The sequence below is a fragment of the Mesorhizobium sp. B2-3-15 genome, assembly GCF_006442875.1.
GTDB lineage: Bacteria > Pseudomonadota > Alphaproteobacteria > Rhizobiales > Rhizobiaceae > Mesorhizobium > Mesorhizobium australicum.
Genome location: NZ_VFVO01000002.1, coordinates 69,400 through 86,663, shown reverse-complemented (window position 1 = coordinate 86,663; position 17,264 = coordinate 69,400). Strand labels below are relative to the sequence as shown.

Sequence of the window (17,264 nt, the reverse complement as noted above, 5' to 3'; positions counted from 1 at the left end):
GTTCTTCACGGGGAGAGGCAGGGGTGAGAGGCAGCGCCTACCTCTCTAGCGAAGCGAACTCACCGGCCGCCTATGACGCCGATGTAATCCGAGACCCAGCGATAATAGGGCACGCACTGGTCGTTCTGGGTGGCGCATTTGGAAACCGGCGTCTTCCAGAACTTGATCTTGTCGAAATTGTCGTAGCCGTTGGTCTTGCAGCCTTCCTCGCCGAGCAGCTCGTTGCCCTTGCAGGCGGCCGGCACGACCGGCAGCGAGCCGAACCAGGCGGAGACATCGCCCTGCACCTTCGGCGCCAGCGAATGCTCGAGCCACATATAGGCGCAGTTCGGGTGAGCGGCGTCGGCTTCCATCATGGTGGTGTCGGCCCAGCCGGTGACGCCTTCTTCCGGCACGGTCGAGGCGACCGGCTTCTTGGCGGCGACCAGCGTGTTGACCTGGTACGGCCACGAGCCTGATGCAACGACGCCTTCGTTCTGGAAATCGTCGACCTGGATGGCGGCGTCGTGCCAGTAGCGGCCAACCAGCGTGCGCTGGACGCGCAGCAATTCGAGCGCCGCCTTGTACTGGTCCTCGTTCAATTCGTAGGGATCCTTGATGCCGAGTTCCGGCTTGTGGAACATCAAATAATTGGCGGCGTCCGCTATATGGATCGGTCCGTCATAGGCCTGGACGCGGCCTTTGTTGGACTTGCCATCCGGCAGCTTCATCTCCTCGAAGACGACGTTCCAGCTCTTCGGTGCTTCCTTGAAGACCTCGGTGTTGTACATCAGGATGTTGGGACCCCACTGATAGGGGACGCCGTAATGCACCTTGTCGACGGTAAACCAGGGCGCGTCCTTCAGCCGGTCGTCCACCGTCTTCCAACTCGGGATGAGATCGGTGTTGATCGGCTGCACGCGCTTGCCGGCGACGAGCCGCAGCGAGGCATCGCCCGAAGCTGTGACGAGGTCGAAGCCGCCCTCGTTCATCAGCGAGACCATTTCATCCGAGGTGTTGGCGGTCTTGACGTTGACCTTGCAACCGCTCTCCTTCTCGAAGGCGCTCACCCAGTCATAGCCCTTGTCGGTCTCGCCGCGCTCGATGTAGCCCGGCCAGGCGACGATGTTGACCTGACCTTCGCCCTTGCCGAGTTCCTTCACCTGGGCGATGGCCTGACCGGAGAAGGTCAGCGCGACCGTCAAGGCAGTGCACGACTTCAGGAATGAATGCATATCGATCTCCCATTTTGGCACGTGATCCTGAAACCGCTCCGGTTGTCGCCAGATCACGCGCGGACTGAAAAACTTGTCAGCTCGTCCGTTGGACTTGACGCCACTCTGATGGCAGCTTTGGTCCTTCCAACGGAAGGTGCTTTGAAAATCCCGGTTTCGCAAATTCATTTATCAGAAGGCCGATATCGGTTTTTCCGATATACTCCCTCAGGCCAGCGCCGTCACCCGCCAGCAGGCGGCGTTGAAACGAGCCTGACCACCCTTTACGAAAGGGGCGAAGGCAGCAGGCAACACCGTGATAATTTTTTCGGCCGTCGCCTGGTCGACCTCGCGCAGCGCGGCGGCGAGCCGCCCTAGCCGGGTGGCATACATCATCAGATCCCCTTCGGCGATCTTACATGGTAAGTTCGCCTGTCTGACGTCGATTGACGACCAGCCGCTCGCTTCAAGTATCCGCTTCACCTTGGCGCCGTCGGCAAAGGCAAACTGCCCCGGCGCATCGGGGTCTGGCGCGGGTGCGGTCGGCAGGAAAGGCGCAGCCGCTCGCGCGGCGGTCGTCATGAAATCATTCTCCGCCGGACTGCGCCAGGCAACAAAGGCGAGTTTGCCACCGCGCCTCGCTGCCTGTCTTATGTTGGAGAACGCGGCCACGGGATCATCGAAGAACATGATACCAAAGCGCGAGACAACAGCGTCGAAGCGACCTGGTTCGAACGCATACGTCTGGGCATCGCCCACTTCAAAACTTGCGTTTGCCACCTCTTCCGCCTGCGTGCGTTCTGTCGCCAGAGCGACAAGCGGCTGCGAAATGTCCAGCCCAACACAACGTCCGTTGTTGCCGACGCGGCGCGCCATCGCCAGAGTTGTCGCGCCGGCGCCGCAGCCGATGTCCAGGACGTTGCCCCCTTCCCCGGGATAGCCGGCATCGACTACCAGCCGCTCGAACGGCGCCAGAATCTCGTCAAGGATCGGCTGCATTTCGACCCAGGCCTTTCCGCTGGCGTCGTTCCAGAGCGCGGCTTGCCGTGTGTTTGGCTGTGCGGATCGCGACATAACGGACCTCACTTTTCTGTTGCTCTCACCAATCGTCGCCATCACTTTACGAGTTCAAGCCGACTTGAGGTCAAGCATGAAAGATATGGACATTGCCGAAGTGTCGCGCCGCACCGGCGTACCCGCATCGACACTTCGTTACTACGAGGAGAAGGGCCTAATTGCTTCGATCGGCCGTCGCGGCCTGCGCCGCTTGTTCGATCCGGCTGTCCTGGAACGGCTCGCCTTGATTGGGCTTGGACGCGCCGGCGGATTCGCACTGGACGAGATTTCCGCGATGCTGACGCCCGACGGCCTGCCGAAAATGGATCGGGCGCGCCTGGATGCGAAGGCCAACGAACTGGACCACACCATCCAGCGCCTGACCGCGATCCGGGAGGCTTTGCGTCACGCCGCCCGATGCCCCGCCGCTCGGCCGATGGAGTGTCCGACGTTTCGCCGCGCCGTCAGGCTTGCCGGCGCCGGCCGCTTCGAGGTTGCTCCGCTCGGGCCTTTCAAAGCGGAGCCGGTTCCCGCCACAAAGCGCAAGCGCAAGACTGGCGGCGTCGCCGGGAGCAGACCACACTAGCGGCGCACCGTCCGCTGCGACTGGGCAAGACCCACAAAATCGCGCGCCGCGGCGGCCAAGCCAGATCCCCGCCGCCAGACCATGCCAACCTGCACCACCGGCAAGGAACCGGAAATGTCGCGCGATTCGATGCGGTCGCCCTCCAGCGACCAGGGTCGATAGACGAGGTCAGGCAGCAGCGCCACGCCGGCCCCGGTGGCGACGAGGCTGCGAACGGCCTCCACGGAACGGGTGCGGAAGGCGACATGCGGCCTGGCGCCGATCGCCGTCAGCAGCTTGCCGGTGTTTTCCTCGATCTCGTCAACGGTCAGCATGATCAGCGGTTCGGAGGCGATATCGCCGATGCCGATAATGTCGGCGCCAGCCAGAGGATGGCCGAGCGGCAGCCACAGCCGGTAAGCCGAGACTTCGAGGATTTCCGATTGCAGTGCGGTGCGGTCGCGCAAATTGGAGGTGACCATGACGGCAATGTCCAGCTTGCCGCCGATCAGGAGATGTTCGAGGTAGTCGCCATTGTCCTCGATGGCCGAGACCTCGACGCCGGGATAGGCGCGGCGGTAGCGTGAGAGCAGATCCGACAGCACATAGCCGGCGACCAGCGAGGTGACGCCGAGTTGCAGCCGCCCGCCCGCCACGGCCTGCTCGCCGGAAAAAGAGCGGCGGGCGTCGGACACGTCGGCGAGAATCTTTGTCGCGTGACGCAGGAACTGGTGACCCTTGTGGGTGATGTTGAGGCCGCGCGGATGGCGCTCGAACAGTTCGACGCCAAGATCGCTTTCAAGTTCCTTGATCGCCTCGGTGACCGACGATTGCGAGATGGAGAGGTTTTGCGCCGCGCGCGATACCGTGCCTTGCTCGGCGACGGCGATGAAGAACTGCAACTGCCGGATGGTGAAGGCCATGGCCGGACTAAACACCGCCGCAACCGCGAAGAAAAGCCGATGGCGACGCTTATCCCATGGCTGGATGCGTGGCCCTGGCTCAGCCCGGCATCGGTCGGATGCGCCGCCAGCATGCCGGGCCGTAGCGCAAGGCAAGCATGAACGCCGTTTCCAGCGCCACGACAATAGCGATGATGCGAAAGCCGACGGCGAGCGGCTCTGGCCGCTGCCATGCAGCGCATAGCCTGTAAGCAGAAAGCCGGCATTCCAGAGCGTGGCTCCGGCTACCGTCGCGACCACGAAAGGTAAGGCTGGCAGGCAGAGCGCGCCGGCCGCGATCGGCAAATAGTTGCGCACCGTCGGAATGAACTGCGCCAGCAGGGAAACCCTGACATGGTTGCGGCGATAGGCCTGGCCAAGCTTGCGGTAGGTCTCGGGGCGCAAGAAGACATATCTGCCGAACCGCTCGACCAGCCTGTCGGCGCGATCGATTCCGATCCGGCGGCCGACAGTGTACCAGACGAGACAGCCTGTCGTTGAGGCCAGCGTGGTCACGCCAAGCAGGATTGCCAGCGTCGCATCGTCAGGCGCCGCCGTCATGCCGAGGAACAGCAGCAGCACATGCGAGGGCGGGATCGGCAGAATCTTCTCGGTAAAGGCGAGGCAGAAGACGCCGAACAGGCCGAAGCCAAGAATGGCCGACAATGGTCCCGTCATGCGAAGCGCCAGTCGTAGGTTCCTGACGTCTTGAGCCTGGCGATGCGATAGACCGTCGCCGGCGGGAAGTTGCGAAAGGTGTGGCCAACCCGCATAACCCCGAGATCGAGCCTGTCGAGCAGCGACTGGTCGAATGGGCAGTTCCGTCCGAGCGTGAACTGGTAGAGCGCTCCGCCGGGGCGAAGGTTGGCGAAAACACCTTCGAGAATCGCAAATGTCCTGCGCGGCGAAATCAGCCGGAAAGGCAAGCCGCTGACGGCGGCGCCAATCGCAGGCCGGTGGAAGAGCGAGAGATGGCGCAGACCGACGGCGTCCATTTCGAAAATCCGGGCAGCAGGAAAACGACGCATGAGCAGTGCGGCGAAATCCGGATCGGATTCGATCAGCGTCAAATCTTCCTCCTTCACCCCGCACGACAGCAGCGCCCTCGTGAACGGCCCGGTTCCTGGGCCGAGTTCCAGCACGGGTCCGGTCTCGGTCCAATGTCACGGGTCATCAATGCCGCCAAGCTGGAACTGGACGGCGTGACGGAGCCGACCCTGAACGGCGCGACGGTCCACGCCATGAGAAAAGACAGAGCATCATTTGCGGGCATGGTAACCTCAATCCCGGACAACATCACGCCAACCAGTTTGGTGTGGCCACGTGGTTTCGTTTCAGCGTCATTGGTTTCGAGCGTCAGGCCCGACCTGTTGCATATTCGGGCCTGACGCCTTCACGTCGGCGCGAGCGATTCGTGCCGACCCGGGTTGTTTGCCGCGATTGGGTTGCATAGACATTGCGCAATTTCGCTGAGGCCAAGAAAGTGCCTGTCGACCGCAGTCCTTCGGCTTTGCCATGTTTACGCAATGTTGGCACGGTAGCGCCCGGCGCAATGTTCTGAGGGATTGTCGATGCGTATCTTGCTGGTCGAAGACGAACCCGAGATGGTTTCGGCCCTGCGTGCCGCGCTGAAGCGCCACGATATGGTGGTCGATCACGCCGGCACATTGCTGGAGGCGGAGGGGTTCGTTGCCGTCGACAGCTATGACGCCATCCTGCTCGACCGCCAGTTGCCGGATGGCGACGGGCTGTCGCTGGTGCCGAGACTGCGTTCGGCCAGGAACACCTCGCCCGTGCTGGTGCTGACGGCGAGAGGCGACACGTCGGACAAGGTCGATGGGCTGGACATGGGCGCGGACGATTATCTGGCAAAGCCATTCGCGTTCGAGGAACTGCTTGCCCGGTTGCGCGCGCTGCTCAGGCGCCCGGCGCCGCTGCAGTCGCAGTTCATCCGCGCCGGCGATCTGGTGCTCGACGTCGGACATCGCGAAGCCTCTATCCGCGCCGAACCGCTCAGCCTGCCGCGCCGCGAGCTCCTTGTGCTGGAGGCTCTGATGCGCCGCACCGGCCGCATGGTGCAGCGCGAGGCGCTGATGGAGGCGGTGTTCGGCCTCGACGACGAGATCCAGTCCAACGCGCTCGACACGCACGTCTCGCGCCTGCGCCGCAAGCTCGCCGATGCCAATGCCGGGGTGACGATCAACGGCATTCGCGGCGTCGGCTATCTCCTGCGCGAGACGACATGAGCGCCAAGCGATGAGCCTCAAGCGCCCGCATTCGCTGAAATGGAGCTTGGTGCTGCGCATCGCCTTGCTGCAATGCGCCATGCTGACCCTGATCATCGTCGGCATTCTCGGCGCCATGCTGGCCACCGGCCTTATCCCGCACGATTACGAGGACGGCACGATGGACGTGCTGGCGGATGCGGTGACACGCGATGCCGGCGGCAAGTTGGTTCTGCGCGAGACCTCGGACCTGACGAAGCTGCGGTCGGGTGTTCCCGACCTCTGGTTCATTGTTCGAGACAAGCAGGGGCAAAGGCTGCAGGAGGGGACCGTGCCGCCCACCTTCCAGCCTTTCACCGGACTGCTGGACACGATCAGCGACGCCCGTATCGACCATGCAATCGGACAAGCCGCGCCGCCGGAGGGAAAGATCCGCTGGACCGACACGATGGCCGGCAACGTCCAGATTTTCAGCGGCACCAAGGGCGGGCTTTCGCTGCTGCGTCTGCTCGGCCAGGCGCCGCAATTCTTCCTGCAGGGCATATTGCCGCTCGCCGGGCTGATGGCGCTGGCCACGCTGTTCGCGACGCCATGGGTGGTGCGTGGCGCTCTGTCGGGCCTTGGCCATGCGGCGGCCGAGGCTGAGCGCATCGACATCGACCAGCGCGGCGTGCAGCTGCCGCTCAAGGACGTGCCGGCGGAAGTGACGCCGCTGGTCAAGGCCGTGAATGCCGCCCTTGCGCGCCTGGACAAGGGCTATGAGCGCCACAAACGCTTCCTCACCGACGCCGCCCATGAGCTCAGGACACCGGTAGCCATCCTCAACACGCGCCTCGCCTCGCTGCCGCCGACACCGGGGCGGGCACGGCTGCTGCAGGACGCGGCCAGGCTTTCAACGCTGACCGACCAGTTGCTCGACCTGCAGCGCCTCGACCGGCAGACGTCGGCGTTCGAAGCGGTCGATCTCGTGGCGACCGCGCGCGGCGTTATCGTCGACCTCGCGCCGATGGCGTTTTCTGCCGGTTACGAAATGTCGTTCGAGCCGGAACGGGACACGATTTTCGCCACCGGAGACCGCACCGCCATCGAGCGCGCGGTGACCAACATCGTCCAGAACGCCATCGAGCATGGCGGCCGCGCTGGCAAGATCACCGTCGGCGTCACAACGCCCGCCATCATCGAGGTCCGGGACGAAGGCGACGGCGTCCCGCCGGGCGAGCGGGAGCGCATCTTCGAGCCCTTCTACCGGCTGCGCCCGCAGGATCATGGCGCCGGCCTCGGCCTCAATCTCGTGCAGGAAATCGTGTATCTCCATGGCGGCCGCATCGATATCCTCGATGGCAAGCCCAGCGGCGCCTGCTTCAGGATGAGTTTTCGCGCTTTACCCGTTTAGCCTTGCCGCCAACCAACGCCGCCGGCGCGTTTGACATTGCGATAAATCGTAACTAATTAGGTTACATGAAACGCAATAGCCGACTGTCCTCCACTCTGCACATCCTCGTTCACATGGCCGAGAAGCCCGAGCAGGCTCTGACCTCCGAGCAGCTTGCCACCTTCATCCATACCAATCCGGTGGTGGTGCGCCGGACCATCGCAGGCTTGCGCGACGCCGGCATCGTCACCTCGTCACGCGGACATGGCGGCGGCTGGCTGCTCGGGCGCGCGCCCGAGAACATTTCACTGGCCGAGATCAGCCTTGCCCTGGGCGAGACGCTGCTGCCGTTCAGCACCGAGCCGGAAAGCCCGGGCTGTCTCGTCGAGCAAGCGGTGATCGCCGTGCTCGACGATTTTCGCATCGCGGCCGAGAAGCTGCTGGCGGAGAAGCTCAGCCGCATCACGCTGGCCGACCTGACAGCCGATTTTCACCGTCGTTTCGACCTCGTTGGAGTTTCCAGCCATGCAGTATGATCTTGCCGTTATCGGCGGCAGCTTCGCCGGCCTGTCCGCCGCCATGCAGGCGGCGCGGGCGCGGCGCACCGTGCTGGTGATCGACGCCGGCCAGCCGCGCAACCGCTTTGCCGCGCATTCGCACGGCTTTCTCGGCCAGGACGGACGCACGCCTGGAGCGATCCTGGACGATGCAAGGCGGCAATTGCTTGCCTACCCGACGGCCAGGCTTGTGACCGCACTTGCGGACAAAGCCATTGCCAACAGCAGCAGCGATTTCGAAATCACCACCGATGGCGGCGAGACATTCGGCGCCGCACGACTGGTGCTGGCAACCGGCGTGCGCGACATCCTGCCGGAGGTTCCCGGGCTTGCCCAGCAATGGGGCAGAACCGTGCTGCATTGCCCCTATTGCCACGGCTACGAGGTTTCCACCGGGCCGCTCGGCGTGCTCGCGACCGGCCCGATGTCCATGCATCAGGCGCAACTGATTTCCGATTGGGGCGACGTCACGCTGTTCGGCAACGGACTGATCAAGCCCGATGCCGACGAGATGCATGCGCTTGAGAGCAGGAATGTAAGGTTCGAGCCCGCGACGGTCAACGAACTGAGCGATGATGGCTCCGGGGGATTGGTTGTCCATCTCGTCGATGGCCGGAAGGCTGGCGTCAAGGCGATATTCACCGCGCCACGCAACACGATGGCGAGCCCGCTGGCCGAACAGCTCGGCTGCGGCCTCAAGGACGGCCTGCTCGGCCCGATGATATCAGTCGATGACCGGCAGCAAACGACGGTTCCCGGCGTCTATGCCGCCGGTGACGCGGCACGCGCGATGCACAACATCGCCTTCGCCGTCTCGGGCGGCACCTTCGCGGGCGTGTGCGCCCACCAGTCGCTGGTCTTCGGCTAAATTCCGCCGGCGACGCTGAGGCGCGCCCCGGCCTGCGCCAGTGCCGCGGCAATGTCGTGCGGCGGCGCGCGGTCGGTCGCGAGTTCGGAAAAGCCGTCAAAGCCGCAGACCTGGACCAGGCCCTGGCGGCCGAACTTCGTGTGGTCAGTGACGACCAGCGAGCGCTGGCCCCGCGACAGCACCATGCGGGCAAATTCCGCCTCGTCCAGATCAAAGTCCATGACACCCGTCACCGCATCCACGGCGCCGGTGGAGATGATGGCGTGGCTGACCGAGAAGCGGCTGACGAACTCGATGGCCGACGTCCCGAACGCGGCGCCTGAATCGCTGCGCAGCTCGCCGCCGGCCATATAGACCTTGTTGCCGTTGATGGTGGCCAGGGTGCGGGCGATGTCGGACGAATTGGTGACGACCGTCAGGCGCCGGTGGCCGAGCAGTTCGCGCGCCAGGAACGAGGTCGTGGTGCCGGTGTCGAGCATGATCGATTCGCCGTCGCGGATGGTGGCCGCGACCGCGCGGGCAATGCTTCGCTTGGCGTCGGCATGCTCGCGCATGCGCCGTTCGAACGGCGCTTCGCCGACCATCGACGGCAGGCCGACGGCGCCATGCATCTTCAGAACCGAGCCGTCGCCGGTGAGCGGCTTGACGTCGCGGCGTACGGTCTCGAGCGAAACGCCCAACCGGTCGGCCAGGCTGGCGATAGTGACGGTTCCCTCTTCCTGCAGCAGCCGCAGGATCTCGCCATGTCGTTTCGAGTGGTTCATATGGGCATCCCGAAAATGACCGATTCTAAGGCATTCCTAGCGCTTTTAAAGAAATTGCCCATGCTTTCGGACAAAACACCCAAAAAAAGTCACATCTTTTTATTGACAGAAGAGCAACCCCGGCGTGAAATCCATCTTCAACAGGGTTCGGAACTGCAGCGGGATGGTATTGGCAGAGCTGCAATTCACTGACCCCAGGCAGCCTGTAACGTGTCTGGCGCAAGGAATTTTCAGATCCGCGGGGGCGGATGCCGGGCTCATAAACCTGGCCAAGGGGCTCGTCGGTGCGGTGCGGGATACCGATCCTGGCATCCCGCACCGACGAGATTGTTTGCGTTTCACCACGCCGCCGTTGCGCGGCCCATGGCGCCATACCGAAGCCCAGCAAACCAGGCCTGCCAACCAGGGATGATCCCGTGATTGCCGAAGACCGCATCCACGCCCTGCCGTGCTGGACGGGCGCCATCGAGATCGCGCCGCTGCCCGGCGGCCTGAGCAACGCCAATTATGTGGTCACCGATGCGGCCGGCAAACATGTGGTGCGTTTCGGCCAGGATTATCCGTTCCACCATGTCTTCCGCGAACGGGAGGTGATGACCGCGCGGGCGGCTCACGCGGCGGGCTTCGCACCGGCGGTCCGTTATGCCGAACCGGGGATCATGGTGACGGCGTTTCTTGGCGCCAGAACCTATCTGGCCGAGGACGTGCGCGCCAATCTCCGCCGCGTCGCGACGCTGATGCGCGGCTTTCACCGCGAGATGCCCAACCATATCTCCGGCGCCGGCTTCATGTTCTGGGTGTTCCACGTCATCCGCGACTATGCGCGCACGCTCGACGAGGGCAACAGCCGCAAGCGCGGTGACCTGCCGCGCTTTCTGGCGTTGGCCGACGAACTGGAGCGCGCCCAGAAATTGCTGCCGATCGTCTTTGGCCACAATGATCTTTTGCCGGCCAACATTCTGGACGACGGCGGCAGGCTTTGGCTGATCGATTTCGAATATGCCGGCTTCAATACGGCGATGTTCGACCTTGCCGGCGTCGCCTCGAACGCGGGCATGAGCGACGAGGAATCCTTCACCTTCCTGACCGCCTATTTCATGAAGGAACCGGACGAGGCGATCCGCCGCTCGCACGCCGCCATGCAATGTGCCTCGCTGCTGCGCGAGGCGATGTGGAGCATGGTGTCGGAGCTCTATCTCGACGCCCCCGGCATCGACTACGTCGCCTACACCGAGGAAAACCTAGCGCGGCTCGATGCGGCGCTGGAAAACTACCGGATAAAATACGGGATCCTGAAACCATGACCTTGCCTAGCCAGACCGAGATCGTCGTCATCGGCGGCGGCATCATCGGCTGTTCGACGGCCTATCATCTGGCGCGTGACCACAAGGCCGACGTGGTGCTGCTCGAACAGGGCAAGCTGACCTCGGGCTCGACCTGGCATGCAGCCGGCCTGGTCGGCCAATTGCGCTCGTCGGCCTCGATCACGCGAGTACTGAAATACTCGGTCGACCTCTACAAGGGGCTGGAAGCCGAAACCGGTCTTGCCACCGGCTGGAAGATGACGGGGTGCCTCAGGCTCGCCACCAATGCCGACCGCTGGACCGAATACAAACGGCTGGCGACCACGGCGAAAAGCTTCGGCATGGACATGCAGCTGCTGTCTCCGGCGGAGGTGAAGGCGATGTGGCCCTTGATGGAGACCGGCGATCTCGTCGGCGCCTCCTGGCTGCCGACCGACGGCCAGGCGAGCCCTTCCGACATCACGCAGTCGCTGGCCAAGGGCGCGCGCATGCACGGCGCCAATCTCTACGAGGACGTGCGCGTCACGGGTTTCGAGATGAAGGGCGACCGCATCACGGCGGTGAAGACCAATCAAGGCGACATCGCTTGCGACAAGGTGGTGAACTGCGCCGGGCAATGGGCGCGGCAGGTCGGCGCGATGGCCGGCATCAACGTGCCGCTGCAGCCGGTCAAGCACCAGTATATCATCACCGAGAAAATCGCGGGGCTGGCAACCGACGCGCCGACGCTGCGCGACCCCGATCGGCGCACCTATTTCAAGGAGGAGGTCGGCGGGCTGGTGATGGGCGGCTATGAGCCGAACCCGCAAGCCTGGACGACCAATCTTCCCGGGGGCGACGTGCCCAATGATTGGGAGTTCCGGCTGTTCGACGACGACTACGATCATTTCGAGCAGCACATGGCGCAGGCGATCGCGCGGGTGCCGGCGCTGGAGACGGTCGGTGTCAAGCAGATGATCAACGGATCGGAAAGCTTCACGCCGGACGGCAATTTCATCCTCGGTGTGGCGCCCGAATGCGCCAACATGTTCGTCGGCGCCGGCTTCAACGCCTTCGGCATCGCCTCGGGCGGCGGCGCCGGCTGGGTGCTGGCGCAATGGGTGGTCGACGGCGAGGCGCCGCTCGACCTTTGGGTGGTCGACATCAGGCGTTTTTCCAACCTGCACCGCGACCGGCAATGGGTGAGCGAACGTACGCTGGAAGCCTATGGCAAACATTACGCGATCGGCTTCCCGCATGAGGAATACACCAGCGGCCGGCCGCGCATCGTCTCCCCGCTCTACGACAGACTGAAAGACCATCGCGCCGTGTTCGGCTCCAAGCTCGGCTGGGAACGGCCGAACTGGTTCGCGCCGGAGGGCGTCGAGCCGAAGGACATCTATTCGATGGGCCGGCAGAACTGGTTCGCCGCCGTCGGCGACGAACATCGGCACGTGCGCGAGCATGTCGGTATCTTCGACCAGTCGTCCTTCGCCAAGTGCGAGCTGAGCGGGCCCGACGCGGCGAGGGCCCTGGACTGGATCTGCGCCAACGATGTCGGCAAGCCGGTCGGCCGGCTGACCTACACGCAACTCCTCAACACGCGCGGCGGCATCGAGGCCGACCTAACCGTGTCGCGGCTGGCCGAGGAAAAATTCTATATCGTCACCGGCACCGGTTTCCGCACCCATGATGCCTCGTGGATCAGCGACCATATTGGCCACGGCCTCGATGCACAGCTCGCCGATGTCACCGAGGACTTCGGCACGCTGTCGCTGATGGGACCGCGCGCCCGCGACGTACTTTCGGCGGTGACCGATGCGGATGTGTCGAATGCCGGCTTCCCGTTCGGCCATGTGCGCGAGATCACAATAGCCGGTCACACGGTCCGGGCGCTGCGCGTCACCTATGTCGGCGAACTCGGCTGGGAACTGCATGTGCCGATCGCCGCCACCGGCGAAGTCTTCGACGTGCTGATGGCGGCCGGCGGGAAGCACGACATCCGGCCGGTCGGTTACCGCGCGCTGGAATCGCTGCGGCTGGAAAAGGGTTATCGCGCCTGGGGCTCCGACATCACGCCCAACGACACACCGCTGGAGGCTGGGCTCGGCTGGGCGGTCAAGCTGCGCAAGAACACCGACTTCGTCGGACGGCGCGCACTCGAGAAGGTTGGCGGCGAGTCCCTGAAGAAGTGCTTTGCCGGTTTCACGGTCTATGATCCGGAGATCGTGCTCGTCGGACGCGAGACCATCCTGCGCGATGGCCAGCCGGTCGGCTATCTCACCAGCGGCGGCTATGGCTACACGGTGGAAAAGAACATCGGCTACGGTTATGTGCGCAACGCTGACGGAGCAAGCGATGATTTTCTCGCCTCGGGCAGCTATGAACTTGTGGTGGCGATGGAGCGGACGCCGGCTCAAATCCATCTTGAGCCGCTATACGACCCGGCAATGGAGCGCGTAAAGGCTTAACTCACGCGCAAGGCGAGGCCACGGCTGGGGACGGTATCGGCCTCGCCTGGCATTGAGACATATGGTCGTGTTTCCTCGACCCGCGTGACCAGGCCTTGTGCCTCGAGTTCGGCGATGCGCGCGGCAAAACCGTGATCCCACAACGTGTTCTTGACCGTCAGCACGATCACCCCACCCGGCCGGCAGATGCGGATCAGTTCGTCCAGTCCCTCGGCGCCGACATGGCCGGAGGTAAAGACGCCGGCCGAGATGATGCCGGCATAAGTGCTGTCGGCAAATGGCAAGGCGCCGCCGAGCGCCAGACAATGCAGCGCCGAATAGACGCCCTTGCGCGCGGCTTGATCCAGCATGCCTTGCGAGATATCCAGCGCCTCGACCTGGGGATAGCCGGCAATATCGAGCCACTCGCCGATCAGCCCGGTACCGGCCCCGGCGTCGAGCAGCGGGGCTGACCCGCGCGGCAGATGGCGGGCGAGCAAAGCAAGGCAGATGGTCGGGTGGCGGTAGCCGGCTGCCGACATGTCGGCGTCGTAGGTTTGCGACCAGCGGTCGTACAGTGCGGCCACCTCTTCCGGGCGCTTGGCCGCGTAGACCTCGCCGAGCGCGCCTTGATGTTTGCTGTCCGCCACTGTCCACCATCCCTCGTCTCGCCGCGATGATAGCCAAACGGCGAAAATTGTGGAACCGTGCAGCCGAGAAATAACGCGTGGGGACGCAGGCATGGGGACAGACGAGGCGCGGGCAAAACTTGCCGTCATTCCGGTACTGGCCGGCTATACTGGGCCGCTGGAACGGCTCGGCGGCTTGACCAACCTCGTCTTCAAGGCCGGCGATTACTGCCTGCGTATTCCAGGCAAAGGCACCGAGGAATACATCAACCGCGCCAACGAGGCGATTGCCGCGCGTGAGGCGGCAATCGCGGGGGTAAGTCCTGAAGTGCTGCATGCCGACGCCGCCAGCGGCCTGATGGTGACGCGCTACATTGCCGGTGCGGAGACGATGTCGCCGGAGAAGTTCAGGGAGCGGCAGGGCAGCCCGGCCCGAGCGGCCGAGGCCTTCCGCAAGCTGCACGCGTCCGGCGCGGTGTTCCCCTTCCGCTTCGAACTGTTTTGGATGATCGACGACTATCTCAAGGTGCTGTCGACCAGGGATGTCGCCCTGCCCGCCGGCTATCATGACGTGGTGCGCGAGGCCGAGAGCGTACGCTCGGCCTTGGCCGTCCGCCCCTTGCCTCTCGTCGCCTGCCATTGCGACCCGCTGTGCGAGAATTTCCTCGACACGGGCGAGCGGATGTGGATCGTCGACTGGGAATATTCGGGGATGAACGACCCGCTCTGGGACCTCGGCGACCTCAGCGTCGAAGGCAAGTTCGAAGCCGCCCAGGACGAGGAGCTGATGCGCGCCTATTTCGGCGGCGAGGCGAAGCCGGCGGAGCGCGGCCGCGTCGTCATCTACAAGGCGATGTGCGATCTGCTCTGGACGCTGTGGGGGCTGATCCAGCTTGCCAACGAAAATCCCGTCGACGATTTCCGCGCCTATGCCGACGGCCGCTTCGCCCGCTGCAAGGCGCTGATGGAGACAGAGGAGTTTTCGCGGCACCTGGCGGCGGTACGCAAGGGCTAGGCACCAGAAATCTGGCCCTAGTTCACACCTTTCGGCACGTTCTCCGGCGGCACCGTGGTGTCGACCACCTTCTGGCGATGGAAGATGAACAGGCCGGCCAGGACGATGATGCCCGAGCCGATCAGAATGCGCGGACCGGGAACGTCGCCGAAGAACACCAGCCCGAACACCACCGCCCACAAGAGCAGCGTGTAGTGCAGCGGCGCCAGCGTCGAGGCCGGCGCCAGTTTCAGCGCCCTGGTGATCATCAGATGCGCCCCGCAGGAGACGATGCCGAGCAGCAGCATGGCGCCGAAATCAAGTGCAGACGGCGTCTTCCAGGCGCCGATGGTGAGGGCGCCGCCAACCGCCAGCGTGCCGATCGTCTGCCATGTCACCAGATTGGTGTCGCTGGTGCCACGCAGGCGCCGGTTGAGAATGATGGCGAAGGCGAAGGCAAGGCTGCCGACAAGTGCGAAACTGGATGACAGCGAAAACGCGGCAGAGGAGGGTTTCAGCATGATGACCACACCGCAGAAGCCGAGCAGGATCGCCACCCAGCGGCGCCAGCCGACCTTTTCGCCAAGCAGGAAATGCGACAGCGCCGCCACATAGATCGGCCCGGCCATGTAGAAGCTCATCACATCGGCAAGCGGCAGGTAGACGACGGCGGCGTAGAACAAAGCGGTGTCCAGCGTCGTCGCCACCACGCGCAGGATCTGCAACCCTGGCCGCTCCAGCTGGAACAGTCTGCCGGCGCCCTGGTTGGCGATCATCGGGCCGAGCACGATAAAGGCGCCGATCGAGCGGATCAGCACGACCTGGCCGACGGAGAAACTGGCGACCAGCCACTTGCCCATCGCATCGTTGAGCGCAAACAGGAAGTCGCCGGCCAGCATCAGCAGGATGCCGGCCAGGAGGACATTCTTGATTGTGGAATTCCGCGCCACGGGTTGCGCCATGCCGACCCCGATTCTTCCCTCGCCCGAGCCGCGTCGTAGACGGAAGCGGCGGCTTTGACGAGGAGAAATCGGGAAATAGGTAAGACCAGCGTCGGGAATCGGCTGTATCTAGGTGGATATGTGCCTGCGATTCACCTGCGACGGCCTGCCGGAGATCGAAAGCCTGGTATCCTGCCTCGTCCGCTCCGCCACGACCTTACCCCTGGCGATGACGCAGATGCGCTCGGCGCGCAGGCGTAGAGCCTCGATCGGATTGCCGGCATCGAGGATCACCAGGCTGGCGCGCTTGCCAACGCCGAGGCCGAGATGGTCGAGGCCCATGATCGCGGCATTGACGTTGGTGACCATATCGAAACAGCGCGCCATGTCGGCGGGGCTCGACATCTGAGCTACATGCAGGCCCATGAAGGCGACGTCGAGCATGTCGGCGGTGCCCAGCGAATACCAGGGATCGAGCACGCAATCCTGACCCCAGCCGACACGGATGCCCAGCGCCAGCATCTCCTTGACCCGCGTCATGCCACGCCGCTTCGGGAATGTGTCGTGGCGGCCCTGCAGCATGATGTTGATCAGCGGATTGGGGATCGCGGAAACGCCGGCTTCGGCGATCAGCGGCAGAAGCTTCGAGACGTAGTAATTGTCCATCGAATGCATCGAGGTGAGGTGCGAACCGGCCACCCTGCCCTGCAGGCCGAGGCGCTGCGCTTCATAGGCGAGCTGTTCGATGTGGCGCGACAGCGGGTCGTCGGTCTCGTCGCAATGCAGGTCGACCATGAGCCCGCGTTTTGCCGCGATCTCGCACAGTTCGGTAACCGAGCGCGTGCCGTCGGCCATGGTGCGCTCGAAATGCGGAATGCCGCCGACGATGTCGACGCCAATGTCCAGCGCGCGAATGGTGTTTTTTCGTGCCGTCGGCGAGCGATAGAAGCCGTCCTGCGGGAAGGCCACCAATTGCAGATCGATATAGGGTGCGACGGTTTTCTTGACCTCCAGCAGCGCCTCGACGGCCAGCAGCCGGTCGTCGCAGACGTCGACATGGGTGCGGATGGCGAGCAGCCCCATCGACACCGCCCAGTCGCAATAGGCGAGCGCCCGATCACGCACGGCCTCGTGCATCAGGAGCGGCTTCAGTTCGCCCCATAGCGCTATGCCTTCGAGCAGCGTGCCCGACGCGTTGATGCGCGGAAGGCCGTAGGACAGCGTTGCATCCATGTGGAAATGCGGATCGACGAAGGGCGGCGACACCAGACTGCCATGGGCGTCGACCTCGGTCCGCGCGGAACCGTCGAGCTTCGGCTCGATCGCAGCGATCGTGTCGCCGGTGATGCCGATGTCGGCGATGCCGCCATCCGGAAGCGTGCCGCCGCGCACAATAAGATCGAAATCCATCTGTCATCATCCTGCT

The 17,264-nt window shown here is 64.0% G+C and carries 17 protein-coding genes and 1 pseudogene; 9 read left to right on the top strand and 9 right to left on the bottom strand.

Annotation, left to right across the window (positions count from 1 at the left end; translation table 11 throughout):
• Positions 1-59: 59 nt before the first annotated feature.
• Positions 60-1,214 carry an ABC transporter substrate-binding protein gene (locus tag FJ954_RS04530; RefSeq protein WP_015314131.1) on the bottom strand — a complete coding sequence of 385 codons (1,155 nt, stop codon included), beginning with the start codon at positions 1,212-1,214 and terminating at the stop codon, positions 60-62.
• 207 nt (positions 1,215-1,421) lie between these two features.
• Positions 1,422-2,267 (bottom strand): class I SAM-dependent methyltransferase, encoded by an 846-nt coding sequence (locus tag FJ954_RS04525; protein WP_140660566.1) that lies wholly within the window; start codon positions 2,265-2,267, stop codon positions 1,422-1,424.
• Between the two features lie 76 nt (positions 2,268-2,343).
• Between FJ954_RS04525 and FJ954_RS04520 the strand changes: the two genes are divergently transcribed.
• Complete coding sequence (locus FJ954_RS04520) at positions 2,344-2,835, top strand: helix-turn-helix domain-containing protein (protein ID WP_015314133.1); 492 nt, start codon at positions 2,344-2,346, stop codon at positions 2,833-2,835.
• On the opposite strand, the gene FJ954_RS04515 is transcribed toward FJ954_RS04520, so the two are convergent.
• The 3 genes and pseudogenes from FJ954_RS04515 to FJ954_RS31900 form a co-directional block, all read right to left on the bottom strand.
• Complete coding sequence (locus FJ954_RS04515; protein WP_015314134.1) at positions 2,832-3,737, bottom strand: LysR substrate-binding domain-containing protein; 906 nt, start codon at positions 3,735-3,737, stop codon at positions 2,832-2,834. The genes FJ954_RS04520 and FJ954_RS04515 overlap by 4 nt on opposite strands.
• Before the next feature lie 279 nt (positions 3,738-4,016).
• Positions 4,017-4,316, bottom strand: a pseudogene (locus tag FJ954_RS31905) (VTT domain-containing protein); the annotation flags it as partial.
• A gap of 113 nt (positions 4,317-4,429) precedes the next feature.
• Positions 4,430-4,750, bottom strand: coding sequence for a hypothetical protein (locus FJ954_RS31900; protein WP_246681020.1), 321 nt, complete (start codon positions 4,748-4,750; stop codon positions 4,430-4,432).
• Here FJ954_RS31900 and FJ954_RS31895 point away from each other — a divergent pair.
• The 5 genes from FJ954_RS31895 to FJ954_RS04485 all read left to right on the top strand — a co-directional run bounded on the left by FJ954_RS31895 (position 4,727) and on the right by FJ954_RS04485 (position 8,777).
• Positions 4,727-5,143 carry a hypothetical protein gene (locus FJ954_RS31895; protein ID WP_246681019.1) on the top strand — a complete coding sequence of 139 codons (417 nt, stop codon included), beginning with the start codon at positions 4,727-4,729 and terminating at the stop codon, positions 5,141-5,143. The genes FJ954_RS31900 and FJ954_RS31895 overlap by 24 nt on opposite strands.
• Positions 5,144-5,326: 183 nt before the next feature.
• Entirely contained in the window at positions 5,327-6,001 is a 675-nt protein-coding gene (locus FJ954_RS04500) for a response regulator transcription factor (protein WP_140660565.1), read from the top strand.
• Positions 6,002-6,011: 10 nt separating this feature from the next.
• Entirely contained in the window at positions 6,012-7,373 is a 1,362-nt protein-coding gene (locus FJ954_RS04495) for a HAMP domain-containing sensor histidine kinase (protein ID WP_140660564.1), read from the top strand.
• Positions 7,374-7,438: 65 nt separating this feature from the next.
• Complete coding sequence (locus FJ954_RS04490) at positions 7,439-7,888, top strand: Rrf2 family transcriptional regulator (RefSeq protein WP_140660563.1); 450 nt, start codon at positions 7,439-7,441, stop codon at positions 7,886-7,888.
• Positions 7,878-8,777, top strand: a complete 900-nt coding sequence (locus FJ954_RS04485) for an NAD(P)/FAD-dependent oxidoreductase (RefSeq protein WP_140660562.1) — start codon at positions 7,878-7,880, stop codon at positions 8,775-8,777. The genes FJ954_RS04490 and FJ954_RS04485 overlap by 11 nt, the downstream gene beginning before the upstream one ends.
• On the opposite strand, the gene FJ954_RS04480 is transcribed toward FJ954_RS04485, so the two are convergent.
• A complete protein-coding gene (locus FJ954_RS04480; protein WP_140660561.1) occupies positions 8,774-9,541 on the bottom strand; it encodes a DeoR/GlpR family DNA-binding transcription regulator in 768 nt (255 codons plus the stop codon). The two genes, FJ954_RS04485 and FJ954_RS04480, sit on opposite strands and share 4 nt — an antisense overlap.
• A gap of 416 nt (positions 9,542-9,957) precedes the next feature.
• Here FJ954_RS04480 and FJ954_RS04475 point away from each other — a divergent pair, with 416 nt between their 5' ends.
• Positions 9,958-10,845, top strand: coding sequence for a phosphotransferase family protein (locus tag FJ954_RS04475; protein ID WP_140660560.1), 888 nt, complete (start codon positions 9,958-9,960; stop codon positions 10,843-10,845).
• On the top strand, positions 10,842-13,295 hold the full coding sequence (locus tag FJ954_RS04470) for an FAD-dependent oxidoreductase (RefSeq protein ID WP_140660559.1): 2,454 nt from the start codon (positions 10,842-10,844) through the stop codon (positions 13,293-13,295). Before FJ954_RS04475 ends, FJ954_RS04470 begins: the two co-directional genes overlap by 4 nt.
• On the opposite strand, the gene FJ954_RS04465 is transcribed toward FJ954_RS04470, so the two are convergent.
• A complete protein-coding gene (locus FJ954_RS04465) occupies positions 13,292-13,924 on the bottom strand; it encodes a class I SAM-dependent methyltransferase (RefSeq protein WP_140614880.1) in 633 nt (210 codons plus the stop codon). The two genes, FJ954_RS04470 and FJ954_RS04465, sit on opposite strands and share 4 nt — an antisense overlap.
• A 91-nt stretch (positions 13,925-14,015) precedes the next feature.
• Between FJ954_RS04465 and FJ954_RS04460 the strand changes: the two genes are divergently transcribed.
• Entirely contained in the window at positions 14,016-14,918 is a 903-nt protein-coding gene (locus FJ954_RS04460; RefSeq protein ID WP_140660558.1) for a phosphotransferase family protein, read from the top strand.
• A 17-nt stretch (positions 14,919-14,935) separates the two neighbouring features.
• On the opposite strand, the gene FJ954_RS04455 is transcribed toward FJ954_RS04460, so the two are convergent.
• Both FJ954_RS04455 and FJ954_RS04450 read right to left on the bottom strand, forming a co-directional pair.
• Positions 14,936-15,859, bottom strand: coding sequence for a DMT family transporter (locus FJ954_RS04455; protein WP_140660557.1), 924 nt, complete (start codon positions 15,857-15,859; stop codon positions 14,936-14,938).
• Between the two features lie 108 nt (positions 15,860-15,967).
• Positions 15,968-17,248, bottom strand: coding sequence for an amidohydrolase family protein (locus tag FJ954_RS04450; RefSeq protein ID WP_140660556.1), 1,281 nt, complete (start codon positions 17,246-17,248; stop codon positions 15,968-15,970).
• Positions 17,249-17,264 lie beyond the last annotated feature (16 nt).